Origin of the sequence: Streptomyces millisiae (assembly GCF_031845425.1) — a bacterium.
GTDB classification, from domain to species: domain Bacteria; phylum Actinomycetota; class Actinomycetes; order Streptomycetales; family Streptomycetaceae; genus Streptomyces; species Streptomyces millisiae.
This window is the reverse complement of sequence record NZ_JAVREM010000003.1, coordinates 27,506-40,950: the sequence shown is the minus strand read 5'-3', so window position 1 is coordinate 40,950 and position 13,445 is coordinate 27,506. Positions and strand designations below refer to the sequence as shown.

Below are 13,445 nucleotides of genomic sequence, written 5' to 3'. Positions count from 1 at the left end.
GGCGCTACCTCCTCAGGCCGCTCGGCGGGCGGCGGGGTGGCCGGCGTCCAGCAGCGCCCGGGTGTAGTCGGACTCCGGGTGCTCCATGATCTGGTCGCGGTCGCCGGACTCGACGATCTCGCCGGCGCGGAGCACGGCGATCCGGCTGCTCATGTGGCGCACGACGGTGAGGTCGTGGGAGATGAACAGCATCGCCAGGCCGCGGCGGCGCTGGAGCTCGGTGAGGAGGTTGAGCACCTGCGCCTGAACGGAGACGTCGAGCGCCGAGACGGGCTCGTCGGCGACCAGCAGCCGCGGTTCGAGGGCCAGGGCCCTGGCGATGCCGACGCGCTGCCGCATGCCGCCGGAGAGCGCGTCCGGGTAGGCGGTGGCGAGATCCGGGTCCAGGCCGACCTCGGCCAGCAGGCCGGCGACCCGCGCACGCCGCTCGGCGCGGCCGAGGTCGGTGTGGAACGCGAGCCCCGCGCCCACGGTGTCGCCGATCCGGCGGTCGGGGTTGAGGGAGCCGTAGGGGTCCTGGAACACCATCTGCACCCGCGGCGCGAGGCGCCGCCGCGCGCGGCGGGAGGCGTGCGTGACGTCCTCGCCGTCCAGCGACACGGTCCCGGAGTCCGGCCGCCGGGGCCCGAGCAGCACCCGCGAGATGGTGCTCTTCCCGGACCCCGACTCGCCGACGAGCCCGAACGTCTCCCCCGCCGCGATCTCGAACGACACCCCCCGCACGGCGACCTGCCGCGGCCGGCCAAGCCGGCCGGGATAGGAAACGGTCAGATCCCTGACGACCAGCAACGGCGCCGCGTCCGCCTCCGGCGAGACGGCGGCAGCCGACCGGGCTTCGCCCGGGCTGGCCGACGCGGGCCCGGCCTTCGGCCGCGGCGCGGCCGTGGCGGCTCCGCCGCCGACGGTGGCTGACGCTGCCTCCGCCTCCGGCGAGGCGGCTTCACCACCGCCCGGCGCAAGGGCGTCCGAGCCGTCGGAGACGGCCGGCACCGCAGCGCCCCGCCCGGCCGCGCGGCCGGCGGAGCCGGCCGGCGCGGACGCGGCCCCTGCGGCTTCGCCGCCGGGCGCGGCGGTCTCCGCCGGAGGCGGGACGCGGAGGGTCGGGTCGGCGAGGGCCTCCTCGTCCAGTTCGCCGACCAGGGTGGCGACGACCTCGGGGACGGTGGGGAGGCGGGTGCCGGGTTCGTCGTCGGGGCGGGGGACGGAGGCGACCAGCGCGCGGGTGTAGGGGTGGGTGCCGGCGGTGAGGACGCGTTCGGTGGGGCCCTGTTCGACGAGCCGGCCGCGGTACATGACGGCCACGCGGTCGCAGACCTGTGCCACCACGCCGAAGTCGTGGGTGATGAGGACGACGCCGATGCCGGTCTCCCGCTGGAGGCGGACGAGTTGGCCGAGGACCTGGGCCTGGACCGTGGCGTCGAGGGCGGTCGTCGGCTCGTCGGCGATGAGCAGTTCCGGCTCGTTGACCAGGGCGAGCGCGATCATGACGCGCTGCCGCATGCCGCCGGAGAACTGGTGCGGGTACTGGCGGGCGCGCTCCTCCGGGCGGTCGATGCCGACGCGGGTCAGCAGTTCCACGGCCCGGGCGCGGGCCGTGGCGCGGTCGGCGTCGGCGTGGTGCAGCCGGTACGCCTCGGCGATCTGCTCACCCACCCGCCGGTAGGGGTTGAGCGCGTCGAGCGCGTCCTGGAAGATCATCGCGACCCGCCGGCCGCGTATCGCCCGCAGGGTCTTCTCGTCGGCGCCCACCAGTTCCCGCCCGTCGAGGGTGACGGAGCCGGTGACGGTGGTGGTGCGTGGGTCGTGCAGGCCGAGGACGGCGAGCCCGGTGGTGCTCTTGCCGGAGCCCGACTCGCCGACCAGGCCGACGATCTCGCCCGGGCGCACCTCGAAGGAGGCGTCCCGCACGGCGGGCCTGGCGGCGCCCGCGAAGGCGACCGTGAGGTTGGTGACGGACAGCAGTGACATGACGTGGCTCCCGGGCGCGGTTCAGACCTGGATCAGGTCACGGCGGGTGGTGGTGAGGTACTCGAAGCCGGTGTCCGTGATCACCACGCTGTCGGAGTGCTGGAGGCCGCCGAAGCTGGGGATGCGGAGGTTGGGTTCGATCGTCAGCACCATGCCGGGTGCCAGGACCAGGTCGTCGTGCGGGCCGAGGCTCGGCTGCTCGTGCGGGCCGAGCCCGAGGCCGTGGCCGATCCGGCCGGGCAGGTAGTCGCCGTAGCCGTGCCGCACATAGGAGGCGCGCGCCGCCTCGTACACCTCGGCGCAGCTGAGGCCGGGCCGCAGGTACGGCTTGACCTCCTCGTTGATCTCCAGCAGCGCCTCGAACGCGGCCTGTCGTTCGGCGTCGAGCCGGCCGACGGCGACGGAGCGCTCGTTCTCGGTGTGCATGCCGTCGATCGCGGTCCAGATGACGGTCCACTGGATCTCGCCGTCGACGGGGCGGCGGTCGGTGGGCGGGGCGGAGTTCATCGGGACCCGGTCGCCGACCAGGGAGTAGGCCCAGAGGGAGTTGAAGACGCCGCCCTCCAGGTTGCCGAAGTCGATCGCGATCCGGTCGGGGTGCCGGGTGGCCCACGTCTCCTGCATGGCGCGCATGGCGGCGGCCGAGACCTCGACCTCGCTGCGCCGCTCGGCGACGGCGGTCAGCACCGCGTCCATGCCGGCGTCGGCGACGGAGGCGGCGACCCGCAGCGACTCCAGTTCGGCCGCGTCCTTGACGTAGCGGGCCCGCATCAGGGCCTGGCCGGCGTCGACGAAGGTGGCCCCGGGCAGCGCCTCGGTGAACCTGGCGAGGTGGTTGTGCGGCAGGAACTCGCCCTCGATGCCGATCCGGCCGCCGGCCAGGCCGCGTTCGGCGAGCACGTCGGACAGCACCTGCCACCAGTGGTCGGGGCCGATCTCCCTGGCCCACCGGCCGTAGGGGCGGATGTCGGTGATCAGCGAGACGCGCCGCGAGGAGTGGGCGCGCAGCGCGTGCAGCACGAAGACGGGCTCGCCCTCGGCCGGCAGCACCACGAGGGCGGGGTGGGAGTAGATCACCGGGGTGTAGCCGGAGAGGTAGAACGTGTTCTGCGGCTTGAGGACGATCATCGCGTCGACGTCGGCGGCGCGCAGGTTCTCCTGGACGCGGGCCCAGCGGGCCCTGACGGTGGTGGTGTCGGGCAGCATCAGACGGTCCTCGTGGCGGTTGTCGGTACGTGGGGGGCGCCGCGGCGGCGGGAGAGGCGTTCGCCCAGCAGGTTGGCGGAGATCACCAGGGCGACCAGGCAGAGCCCGGGCAGCACGGCGATCCACCAGGAGCTGAGGAGCTGGCCCTGGCCCTCGGAGACCATCAGGCCCCAGTCGGCCTCGGGTGCCTGGGCGCCGAGGCCGAGGTAGCTGAGGCCGGCCTCCATGAGCACGGCCCGTGACAGGTCGAGGGTGGCGGTGACCGCGACCAGGCCGCGCACGCCGGGCAGCAGGTCGCGGACGGCGACCCGCCAGGCGGGGACGCCCTGGGTGAGGGACGCCTCGACGTACTCGCTGGTGCGCAGGGCGAGGACCCGGGAGCGGACCAGCCGGAAGTAGGTGGGCCAGCCGGTGAGGGCGATGACCAGCACCAGGACGGCGGTCGACCGGCCGCCGAAGGAGAGCACCAGCAGCGCCAGCAGGATGGAGGGCAGGGCGAGCTGGATGTCGGTGATCCGGGAGAGTATCTGGTCGAGCCAGCCGCGGGCGAAGCCGGCGGCCAGGCCGAGCGCGGTGCCGAAGACCCCGCCGCACAGCACCGCGAGCGCGCCGACCAGCAGCGGGGTGCGGGCGCCGTGCAGGAGCCGGCTGAGCAGGTCGCGGCCGAGCTGGTCGGTGCCGAGGAGGTAGCCGTGCTCGCCGGGGGCCGCGTTGGTGTGGGCCAGGTCCTGGGCGAGCGGGTCGTGCGGGGCGATGAGGGGGGCGAGCAGGGTGAGGGCGACGATCAGGACGAGGACGGCGGCGCCCACGGTGCCGCCGTTGACGCGTCCGCCGAGGAGGTGTCGGTTCTTCATCGGTCAGCTCCTCGCACTCGTGTGCCGCACCCGCGGGTCGAGCAGGCCGTACAGCAGGTCGACGATCAGGTTGACCAGCACGAACGCGGTGATCAGGAAGGTGAGGTCGGCCAGCACCAGCGGGTAGTCCTCGTTCTGCAGGGCGGTGATGACCAGCTGGCCGACGCCCGGCCAGGAGAAGACGCTCTCGACGATCACGGTGCCGCCGAGCAGGGCGCCGGCTTCCAGGCCGAGGATGGTGATGGTCGGGAGCATGGAGCCGTGGGCGGCGTGCCGCAGCACCCTGGCCCGCGACATGCCGAGCGCGATGCCGGTGCGGGTGTAGGGGCGGGCCAGCTCGCCGCGCAGGCTGTTGCGGAAGACGCGGGCGAGCGGCGGGGTGACGCCGCAGGCCAGGGTGAGCGCGGGCAGCAGCAGGGCGCCGGCGCCCTCGGAGCCCGAGGTGGGCAGCCAGCGGAGTTGGACGCCGAAGATCCACACCAGCAGGACGCCGATGTAGAAGCCGGGCACGGACTGGGCGAGGAAGACCAGCCACATGGGCCACTCGCGGCGGGCGCCGCCGCCCTCGCGGGAGCCCGACCACAGGCCGGCGGCCGCGGCGGCGACGCAGGCGATCAGCAGCGCGGTGACGGCCAGGGTGACGGTGGCGGGCAGCCGCTCCAGGACGACGTGGAGCGCGGACTGCTGGAAGGTGAGCGAGTCGGGGAAGTCGCCGCGGAGCACGTCGCCGAAGAAGGTGACGTACTGCTCGGCCAGCGGCCGGTCGTAGCCGAGGGCGTGGCTGAGCCGGGCGATCTGGTCCTCGTCGGCGCCGACCGGGGCCATCATCACGGCGGGGTCGCCGGAGGAGTGCAGGACCAGGAAGACGGCGGAGAGTGCGCCCCAGACGGCGACCAGGGTGAGGCCGAGGTGGCGCAGGACGAAGCGGAGCATCAGGCGTCCTCCTTCCAGGACATCTCGGCCGGGCGCACCCAGTCGTCGGGGCGGGCGCGCCAGTTCAGGTTCCGGGCGGCGGCGTGGATGCCGGGCTGTGGGAAGAGGAACAGCACGGGGGCCTGTTCGCGGGCCCGGCGGGCGGCGGTGGCGTAGAGCTCGTCGCGGCGCGCGGTGTCCTCGGTGGTGCGGGCCTCGGTGACGGCGGCGGTGAACTCGGCGTCGTCCCAGTAGGCGTAGGGGCTGTCGGAGACGAAGAGCCCGTAGAGGCCGCCGGCGGCCAGCGTCGGCCACGCCTGCGTGATGTACTGCATGTCCGACATGTCCTGGTCCACCAGGTACTTCTGCATGTAGACGGTGAACGGGATGCTGTTGATGTCGGCGCGGATCCCGACCTCGCTCAACTGCTGGGCCACGGCCTGCACGATGAGGTCGCCGGCGACGTACTGGCCGGTGGGCACGGTGAGTTCGACGTGCAGCCGCTCGCCGTCGCCGTAGCCGGCCTCGCGCAGCAGTTCCCTGGCCCGGTCCGGGTCGTGGGGGTAGCCGGTGAGTCCCTCGGGGTAGCCGGCGTAGTCGGAGGTGAGCAGCTGTCCCGGGCTGGGTTCCACGGTGCCCTTGAGCAGGCTCTCGGTGATGGACCGCTTGTCGACGGCGTAGTTGACGGCCTGCCGCACCCGCAGGTCCCGCATCGGGCCGGTGAGGGTGTTCAGCTTGATGAACGCCATGCGGGTGGTGTCGAGTTGGTGGACGGTCAGGTCACGGGCGGTGCGCAGCCGGTCGAGGTCCTGGGGGTCGAGCCCCGCGACGACGTCGAGTTCGCCGGAGAGCAGTCCGGAGACCCGGGCGGCGGCCGACGGGGTGATGCGGTAGGTGACCTGGCGGATGGCGGGGGCGCCACGCCAGTGGTCCGCGCGGGCGCGCAGTTCGACGATGCCGCCGGGGCTGTAGCGGGTGATCTCGTAGGGTCCCGAGCCCATGGTGGCGGTGGCCGGGTTGTTGGCCTCCGCCCAGGCGGGGCTGAGCAGGTAGAGGAAGGACAGCGCGCCGAGCAGGTCGGCGTCGGGCGCGCTGGTCACCAGGTCGACGGTGGTCGCGTCCACCTTCTCGGCGCCGCTCAGCAGCGGGAAGTTGGAGGTCATGCGCAGCGCGTTGTCGGCGTTCAGCAGCCGTTCGACGTTCCAGACGACGACGTCGGCGTCGAGCGGGGTGCCGTCGGCGAAGGTGGCGCGCTCGTCGAGGCGGAAGCGCCAGCGGGTGGGCTCGACGCGCTCCCAGGAGCTGGCGGCGTCGGGCCCGATGGACAGGTCGGGGCGGCGGGTGACCAGCGAGGAGTACACCGAGGACAGCACGGAGAGGTCGGTGCCGACCGAGGTGGTGTTCATCGGGTCGAGGGTGGTGACGGCGGCGGAGAGGCCGACGACCACCCGGGAGTCGCGGGCCCGGGAGCTCGCGGTGGTGGTGCCGAGGCCGCAGCCGGCGAGCGCGCCGGCCAGCAGCGCGCCGCCGCCGAGGCCGAGGAAGTTACGACGGGAGGGGGCACGACGGGAGGGGGCACGACGGTTCAGTGGGCTCATCGGGCGGCCTCTCCGAAGACGGCGCGGTCGGAGGCGCAGGGGTTGCCGAGGGTGACGTAGAAGGCGCCCTCGGGGAGGACGGCGATGGAGGCGTAGGTGGTCTCGGATCCCGCGCCCTCGACCTGGTGGCGGCAGAGGGAGTTCTGCGGGTAGCCGTCGTGGTCGGCGAGGAGCGCCGCGAGCTGCCCGGGGGTCATGTCCCGGGCCGCGTCCAGGGCCCGCCCGGCCACCTGGTCGCGGTGGTAGGTGGAGGCGTTCTCCCCGGGGGTGGGCGCGAGCGGCGCGGTGGCCGGGCAGACGTAGTGGTTGGTGAGCACGTGCCGGTCGGCCTCGTCGCGGACGAGCACGTCGTCCGCGGTGGCCTCCAGCGCCAGGCGGCCGCCGGCGGCGTCGGCCACGGCGAGGTTGAGGCCGCTGATCCTGGGCTGGGCGCGCAGCAGTTCGGCGAACTCGGCGGCGCTGGTGGCGCGGCGCAGCAGGTCGTGGGAGTTGATGAGGATCCAGCCGGCGCCCGAGGCGCGCCAGTCGACCTCGGTGCGGTGGCTCCACACGCCGGAGGTGGACATGGCGACGCCGGAGTCGTTGACGCCGCTGCCGGGCCACAGCACGCTGCCGGCGACGGTGACCTCGACGAGCCGCCGCCCGTCGGGGTAGCGGCGGCGGAGCACGACGTGCTCGACGAAATTGCCGGCCATGTCGCGGGTCTTGGCGAGCAGCGAGGTGCCGGGGGCGGCGTGCTCGCCGGCGACGATCAGCTGGCTGCACTCCTGCGGGAGCCAGCGCAGCACCATGTGGGCGGGGAGGTTGAGGGCGAGGACGTCGCGCAGCGGCGCGTCGGCGCCCTCGGCGACGCCGGCGAGCTCGGCGTACTGGTCGGGGTCCGAGGCGCGCACGAAGTCGGCGTTGGCGTCGAGGCAGCGCTCGTAGCGGGCGCGGGACTCCTCGTCGGCGCAGAGTTCGGCGATGTCGCGGCGGACGGCGGCGATGTTGGCGGCGATGGCGGCGCGGGCGGCGGCGCCATGCTGCCGGCCCTGTTCGGCCGGGGTGCCGGACAGGTCGAGGTAGCCGGCGGCGGGCTCGGCCCCGGTGGGCGTGGAGTGGTCGGCGAGGCCGAACTCCAGCCAGCGTCCTGGGTGCGCGGCGGGCGGGGTCACAGCGGTCACTGCGGGATCTCCTGGGGGGCGCGGGCGAGGTGGCCCCGCTGGCTCAGCGTGGCCAGTACCTCGGCGGCGACCTGGTCGGTCTCGTGGAAGAAGGCGGCGTCGGTGCCCGGTCGGGCGCCGATGGCGGTGGTCCAGCGCACCCCTTCGAGGGGCACTCCGACGGCGAACAGGCCGTGGTGGACACCGCCGCCGGGACATCGCAGCCGCCCGTCGCGCGCCCGCGCGTCCAGGGCGCCGGTGGGCAGGGGCGCGCCGCCCGGGGTGGCGGACGGCAGGGTGTGCGGCCGGCCGACGCCGTCCGCGATCAGGGCGCGGACGATGCCGGTCCCCTCGGTGGTGACGTCGACCGGGGGGATCCAGGCGTCGATGACGACCTCGGGGCGCACCGCGAGTCCGGGGGCCACGGTGGACGCCCAGGCTCCGTCGGGGGTGCGGGTGGCCGGGCCGAGGAGCCGGACGACGCCGGCGGCGTGCAGGGCGCGCAGTTCGCGCACCCGGCGGGCGGGCGGACCGGCGGAGAAGAAGTTCAGCAGGCCGTTGAGGTGGCCGAGTACGTCGCGGCGGTAGGACTCGCCGGTGAGGTTGCCGGCGGTGATCAGCCGGGTGAGGGCCGGCCGTGCCTGCCGCATGGCGACGGCGAGCGCGGCGGCCGGGGGCAGCGCGGGGTCGGTGGCGGCCGCCAGGTCGGCGTCGAGGTGGGCGGCGAACCAGCGTTGCAGCTGGTCGGGGTGGGCGAACCGGCGCCCTTCGAGCGGGGCGGCGAGCCGGTCGAGGACGAGCCGGTGGGAGGCGGGCGCGGCGGCGCGCAGGGCGGGCAGCTCGGCCGTCGCGAGCTCGGGGTGCTCCGCGAACACCCGCCGGTACCACGCGAGTTCGAGGTCGGCGTGGAGCAGCGGGAGGACGTCGGCGCGGAAGTCGAGCCGGGGGCGTGCGGCCAGTTCGTCGACGGTCTCCGGCGTCAGGTGGGCGACCGGGGCGCGTACCCCGGGGGTGTCGACGCGGGCGTGGAACGGCACGCCGCGCCGGCTGGTGATCCAGATCCTGGGTTCCCGGCCGCTGGGCCGGTATCCGGCGGCGGTGTGCCGGCCGCCGCGTCCCTCGGTCAGCAGGGCGAGCACGTCGTAGGCGTTGAGCCCGCCGCCGCGCAGCAGCACCTCGGCGCCGGGGGCCGTCGCCGCCAGGTCGTAGTCGGTGGGGTGGCCGCCGGGGAGCAGGGTCGGTCCTTCGGCGGCGGGCGGCGCCGGCGGTCCGTCGAGGTGGCCGGTGGCGAGGACCACGGCGGCGGCGGTGAGCCGGCCGCCGGAGGCCAGGCGCACGAGGTAACGGCCGTCGGCCGTGCCGGCTATGCCGGTGGCGGAATCGGCGAGCACCCGGAACGGAAGCCGCGCCCGCACGGCTTCCAGGGCCTCCGCGAGATATGCGCCGTAGACGCGGCGCGGCGCGTAGTCGCGTTCCCCGGAACTCCGCGCGAACGCCAGGCAACCGGGATCGGGATGTCCCTCGGCGGCTATCCGGCGCAGCCATTCGAGAAATGTGGGGCCGGTTTCCACGGGTGAGTCGAGCCGCACCGAGGCGTCGGGGAAGACGGTGTTGTCGGCGGTGGTGGTGTTCATCAGCAGCTCGGCCGGCTGACCCTGCCGCCACACCTTGCCGGCGCCCGCCGGATACGGCTCGACCAGCACGATCCGCAGTTCGGAGCCGCCGTCCTGCCGGACGCGCGCCGCGACGCGCTCCAGCAGGGAGAGCCCACGCGGCCCGCCGCCGACGACGACGAGATGGACTTCGTCGTCCGGGGAGGCTGCGTTATGGGTCATGGTGGTTCACATTCGGCGCGAGTGGTGAGCGGGACGGTCGGGCGGTCGGTCAATGGGGAAAGGCCGGACCGCCCGACCGGGTCTCGATGATCGGGAAATGTGCCCTGCCGCGCGGTCCGCAGTCAAGCCTGTTCCATTCACTGAACAAACGGGACGCCGCTTTCTTCCGAACGTACCGCGCGCCTTTTCCGGAACCTGTTGCATCAGCTTTCCGGAACGCGGGAATAGCGCGCGCCGACCGCGAGTTGGCCCTGTGCGGACGGCGCGCGCCTGTTGCATCAACTCGCGGACTGTGTCGTTCGTCACATCGGTCGACCGCGACGGGAGCCGCCGCACCATGCCTGAGACCCCGGCCTATCTGCGGGTGGCCGCCGAGCTGCGGCGCCGGATCGTCGAGGGGGAGCTGCCGCCCGGCGCCCGCCTGCCGTCCAGGGCGGCCCTGGCTGAGGCGCACGGCGTGGGCCCCAACGTGGCGATCTCGGCGGTGCGGCTGCTGATGGCGGAGGGCCTGGTGCACGGGCGGGCCGGCAGCGGGGTCTTCGTCCGGGAGCCGACCGCGCTGCGGGCCGTCGTGCGGTCCTGGCACGACGAGCGGCTCGGCGGCACCCTCTACGTGCCGGACGACGGCACGGGGCGGGCGGCGGACGGCAGCCGCGAGCGCGTCGCCACCGCCGTGCTGCCGGCGCCCGTCGAGATCGCCGAGCGGCTCGGCGTCGACCCGGAGGCGCCGGTGGTGCACAGCGAGTACACGTTCCTGGCCGACGGCGAGGCCGGCATGCTCTCCAGCAGCTGGGAGCCGCTGGCGTTGACCGAGGGCACGCCGGTGGCGCTGCCGGACGCCGGGCCGCTGGCCGGTCACGGGGTGGTGGCGCGGATGGCGCACATCGGGGTGACGGTGGACCGGGCCACCGAGTCGGTGACGGGCCGGGCCGCCACCCCGGAGGAGGCCGAGCGGCTCGGCCTCGCGGCCGGCGCGCAGGTCCAGGCCCTGCAGCGCACCTACTACGCCGGCGACCGGGCCGTGGAGACGGCGGACCTGGTCGTGCCGGCGAGCCGCTTCCGCCTCGTCTACGAGTTCCCGGTGGGCGGCTGAGCGGCGACCGCCGGGGCCGGGAGGCCGGCGAGCAGGTCGGCGAGGGCGGCGTCGACGTCGTCCGGGCGCTCCAGGTTGGGCAGGTGCCCGGCGCCCGGGACGACGACGAGCCGCGCCCCGGCCACCCGCCCCTGGATGTCCTGCGCGTCGATGACCGGCGTGAACTCGTCGTCGGCGCCCACCAGGACCAGCGTCGGCACCGTCACCCCGGCCAGGGTGGCGCGGTAGTCGGGGCGCAGCGCCCGGCCGCGCAGCGCGGCCGCCGCGCCCTCGGGGTGGGCGCCGCGCATCATCCGCAGCACGTGGGCGGCGACGGAGGGCAGCGCCTGGATGTTGTACGGCGCCATCATCCGGGGCAGCACCTCGTGGGCGTAGCCGTCCATGCCCTCGGCGAGCAGTCGGTCGGCCGTGGCGCGCCGCCGGGCCCGGCCGTCCTCCGTGTCGGCGGCGGCCGAGGTGTCGGCGAGCAGCAGGGCGGCGGCGCGCCCGGGGTACAGCCGCTGGAACTCCATGACGATCTGCCCGCCCATGGAGAGGCCGCCGAGCACGCAGCGCGGGACGTCGAGGGCGTCGAGCAGCGCGGCGAGGTCCCGCGCGTGGTCGGTGAGGGTGACCACGCCGGGCACCACGGTGGTCTCGCCGTAGCCGCGCAGGTCGGGGGCGATCACCCGGCGGCCGGTGGCGGCGAACGTCGCGAGCTGGGGCGCCCACATCGAGCGGTCGAAGGGATGACCGTGCACCAGCAGGAGCGGGGTGAGGTCCGGGCGGTCCCCGCCGGCGTCCTCGTATCCGACGGTGATGCCCTTGACGTTGACAGTGCTCATCGCGGCGTCCTTTCGTGCCGTGCGCCTTGACACCTCGATGCTATGCACCGCATTATCTCGGTGCAATACTCTGAAATGCTCTCGGAGCAATCTCGTTCGTTCCCCGACCAGGAGAGGGCGGTCTCCGATGGAGGACTACCGGCGCATCGCCGACCGGATCGCCGCCGACATCACCGCCGGCCGGCTTCGCCCGGGCGAACGGTTGCCACCGCAGCGGCGGTTCGCGCGGCAGCACGGCATCGCCGGCTCGACCGCGGCCCGGGTCTACGGCGAGCTGGTGCGGCGCGGCCTGGCCGTGGGCGAGGTCGGCCGGGGCACCTTCGTCAGGGCCGGCGCGCCGGCGGCCGAGCCCGCGCTGGCCGAGCCGGGCGCGGCCCGGGTCGACCTGGAGGTCAACTTCCCCGTGCTGCCAGGGCAGTCGGAGCGGCTGGCCGCCGGCCTGACGAGGATGGCGCGGCCCGACGTGCTGGACGCCGGGCTGCGGCCCACCACCGCGGCCGGCACCGCCCCGGCCCGGGAGGCGGCCGCGGCGCACCTGTCCCGCGCCGGCTGGGCCCCGGAGCCCGACCGCCTGCTGTTCGCCGGCAGCGGCCGCGCCGCCCTGGCCGCCGCGCTCGCCGCGCTCGTTCCCACCGGCGAACGGCTCGGGGTCGAGCGGTTCACCTACCCGCTGGTCAAGGGGATCGCGGCGCGGCTCGGCATCGCCCTGGTGCCACTCGCCATGGACGAGCACGGGCTGCGGCCCGACGCGCTGGCCACCGCTCCCCCGCTGCGCGCCGTCTACCTCCAGCCGACCGTGCACAACCCGCTCGGCGCCACCATGCCGCCCGAGCGCAGGTCCGAACTGGCGGCCGTCCTGCGGCACTCGGGCCTGACCGCCGTCGAGGACAGCGTCTACGGCTTCCTGCGCGCCGACCTCCCCCCGCTGGCCGCCCTCGCGCCGGAGCGGGTGGTGGTCGTCGACAGCCTCTCCAAGCGGCTGGCCCCCGGCCTGACCGTGGGCTTCCTGGTCGCCCCGCCGGGCGACGCGCCACGCTTCGCCGCCGCCCTGCGCTCCGGCGCCTGGTCCGCGGCCGGCTTCGCGCTCGCGGCGGCCACCCAGTGGCTGACGGACGGCACCGCGGCGGCCGTGGAGGCCGCCAAGCGGGCCGACGCGGCCGAGCGTCAACGGCTCGTGGCCGACCGCCTCGCCGGCTTCGCCGTCTCGGCCGACCCCGGCGCCTACCACTGCTGGTGGGAGCTGCCCGCCCCCTGGCGCGCCGAGACCTTCGTCGCCGCCGCGGCCCGGCACGGCATCGCCATGGCCCCCGGCGCGGCCTTCACCGTGGACCCGGCCCACGCCCCCAACGCGGTGCGGCTGGCGCTGGGTTCGCCCGCGCCCGGCGTGCTGTCCCGCGCCCTCGACACGTTGGCCGGCCTGGCGCGCGGCACGCCGGAGGACCTCACGCCGGAGTGACCGCCCCGGCCCGCCGCCGCCCGACCGGTTGGGAGGATGGGCGCATGCGGATCCCGAGAGAGGCGGCCAGGGTCGCCGTGCTGGCCCCCGACGGGGCGGTGTTCCTCTTCCGGTACGACAACGAGGAGGTCGGCGTGCACTGGGCGATGCCGGGCGGCGGCCTCGACCCCGGCGAGTCGCGCCTCCAGGCGGCCGCGCGCGAGCTCGTCGAGGAGACCGGCTGGGCCGACGTGCCGCTCGACGCCGACCGGGTGCTCTGCACGTGGACCCACGACTACACCCGGGCCGGCGTACCGGTGCGCCAGCACGAGGTCATCTTCCTGGCGCCCGGCCCTCGCCGGGACCCGCTCGGTGACCTGTCCGCGTCGCACGCGGGCGACGGCATCCTGGACTGGCGCTGGTGGTCGCCCGCCGACCTCGCCGACCCCAGGGCCGAGCCCGTGTGGCCCCCGCAGCTTCCCGTCCTCCTCGCCGACGCCCCGGGGCACGCCCCCGTCGACCTGGGCTACGTGCCGGTCGCCCCGTGACGGACACCCCTTGTGGGAAGTGGCCCCACT

The 13,445-nt window shown here is 75.1% G+C and carries 11 protein-coding genes; 3 read left to right on the top strand and 8 right to left on the bottom strand.

Annotation, left to right across the window (positions count from 1 at the left end):
• Positions 1–12: 12 nt before the first annotated feature.
• Genes RNC47_RS04350 through RNC47_RS04320 form a run of 7 tightly spaced genes read right to left on the bottom strand, consistent with a single transcriptional unit; the run spans position 13 to position 9,515 of the window.
• Positions 13–1,968 (bottom strand): ABC transporter ATP-binding protein, encoded by a 1,956-nt coding sequence (locus RNC47_RS04350; RefSeq protein WP_311595669.1) that lies wholly within the window; start codon positions 1,966–1,968, stop codon positions 13–15.
• A gap of 21 nt (positions 1,969–1,989) precedes the next feature.
• Positions 1,990–3,174 (bottom strand): M24 family metallopeptidase, encoded by a 1,185-nt coding sequence (locus tag RNC47_RS04345; RefSeq protein WP_311595668.1) that lies wholly within the window; start codon positions 3,172–3,174, stop codon positions 1,990–1,992.
• Entirely contained in the window at positions 3,174–4,028 is an 855-nt protein-coding gene (locus RNC47_RS04340; RefSeq protein WP_311595666.1) for an ABC transporter permease, read from the bottom strand. Before RNC47_RS04340 ends, RNC47_RS04345 begins: the two co-directional genes overlap by 1 nt.
• A gap of 3 nt (positions 4,029–4,031) precedes the next feature.
• Positions 4,032–4,961: an ABC transporter permease gene (locus tag RNC47_RS04335; protein ID WP_311595665.1), complete on the bottom strand. Its 930-nt coding sequence runs from the start codon at positions 4,959–4,961 to the stop codon at positions 4,032–4,034.
• Positions 4,961–6,538 (bottom strand): ABC transporter substrate-binding protein, encoded by a 1,578-nt coding sequence (locus tag RNC47_RS04330; RefSeq protein ID WP_311595664.1) that lies wholly within the window; start codon positions 6,536–6,538, stop codon positions 4,961–4,963. Before RNC47_RS04330 ends, RNC47_RS04335 begins: the two co-directional genes overlap by 1 nt.
• The gene (locus tag RNC47_RS04325) at positions 6,535–7,701 is read right to left on the bottom strand and encodes a C45 family peptidase (RefSeq protein WP_311595662.1); all 1,167 of its coding nucleotides are present in this window, start codon (positions 7,699–7,701) and stop codon (positions 6,535–6,537) included. The genes RNC47_RS04330 and RNC47_RS04325 overlap by 4 nt, the downstream gene beginning before the upstream one ends.
• A complete protein-coding gene (locus tag RNC47_RS04320) occupies positions 7,698–9,515 on the bottom strand; it encodes an FAD/NAD(P)-binding protein (protein ID WP_311595660.1) in 1,818 nt (605 codons plus the stop codon). Before RNC47_RS04320 ends, RNC47_RS04325 begins: the two co-directional genes overlap by 4 nt.
• Before the next feature lie 337 nt (positions 9,516–9,852).
• Between RNC47_RS04320 and RNC47_RS04315 the strand changes: the two genes are divergently transcribed.
• Complete coding sequence (locus tag RNC47_RS04315; protein WP_311595658.1) at positions 9,853–10,608, top strand: GntR family transcriptional regulator; 756 nt, start codon at positions 9,853–9,855, stop codon at positions 10,606–10,608.
• Here the strand turns inward: RNC47_RS04315 and RNC47_RS04310 are convergent.
• Positions 10,584–11,432 (bottom strand): alpha/beta fold hydrolase, encoded by an 849-nt coding sequence (locus RNC47_RS04310; protein ID WP_311595656.1) that lies wholly within the window; start codon positions 11,430–11,432, stop codon positions 10,584–10,586. The two genes, RNC47_RS04315 and RNC47_RS04310, sit on opposite strands and share 25 nt — an antisense overlap.
• Positions 11,433–11,559: 127 nt before the next feature.
• On the opposite strand from RNC47_RS04310, the gene RNC47_RS04305 reads away from it, so the two are divergent.
• On the top strand, positions 11,560–12,888 hold the full coding sequence (locus tag RNC47_RS04305) for an aminotransferase-like domain-containing protein (RefSeq protein ID WP_311595655.1): 1,329 nt from the start codon (positions 11,560–11,562) through the stop codon (positions 12,886–12,888).
• A 44-nt stretch (positions 12,889–12,932) separates the two neighbouring features.
• A complete protein-coding gene (locus RNC47_RS04300) occupies positions 12,933–13,415 on the top strand; it encodes an NUDIX hydrolase (RefSeq protein WP_311595653.1) in 483 nt (160 codons plus the stop codon).
• Positions 13,416–13,445 lie beyond the last annotated feature (30 nt).

Coding starts and splice junctions, on each gene's coding strand:
- RNC47_RS04305 (WP_311595655.1), top strand. CDS start 11,560: ATGGAGGACTACCGGCGCATCGCCGACCGGATCGCCGCCGACATCACC.
- RNC47_RS04345 (WP_311595668.1), bottom strand. CDS start 3,174: ATGCTGCCCGACACCACCACCGTCAGGGCCCGCTGGGCCCGCGTCCAG.
- RNC47_RS04330 (WP_311595664.1), bottom strand. CDS start 6,538: ATGAGCCCACTGAACCGTCGTGCCCCCTCCCGTCGTGCCCCCTCCCGT.
- RNC47_RS04315 (WP_311595658.1), top strand. CDS start 9,853: ATGCCTGAGACCCCGGCCTATCTGCGGGTGGCCGCCGAGCTGCGGCGC.
- RNC47_RS04300 (WP_311595653.1), top strand. CDS start 12,933: ATGCGGATCCCGAGAGAGGCGGCCAGGGTCGCCGTGCTGGCCCCCGAC.
- RNC47_RS04335 (WP_311595665.1), bottom strand. CDS start 4,961: ATGCTCCGCTTCGTCCTGCGCCACCTCGGCCTCACCCTGGTCGCCGTC.
- RNC47_RS04310 (WP_311595656.1), bottom strand. CDS start 11,432: ATGAGCACTGTCAACGTCAAGGGCATCACCGTCGGATACGAGGACGCC.
- RNC47_RS04320 (WP_311595660.1), bottom strand. CDS start 9,515: ATGACCCATAACGCAGCCTCCCCGGACGACGAAGTCCATCTCGTCGTC.
- RNC47_RS04350 (WP_311595669.1), bottom strand. CDS start 1,968: ATGTCACTGCTGTCCGTCACCAACCTCACGGTCGCCTTCGCGGGCGCC.
- RNC47_RS04340 (WP_311595666.1), bottom strand. CDS start 4,028: ATGAAGAACCGACACCTCCTCGGCGGACGCGTCAACGGCGGCACCGTG.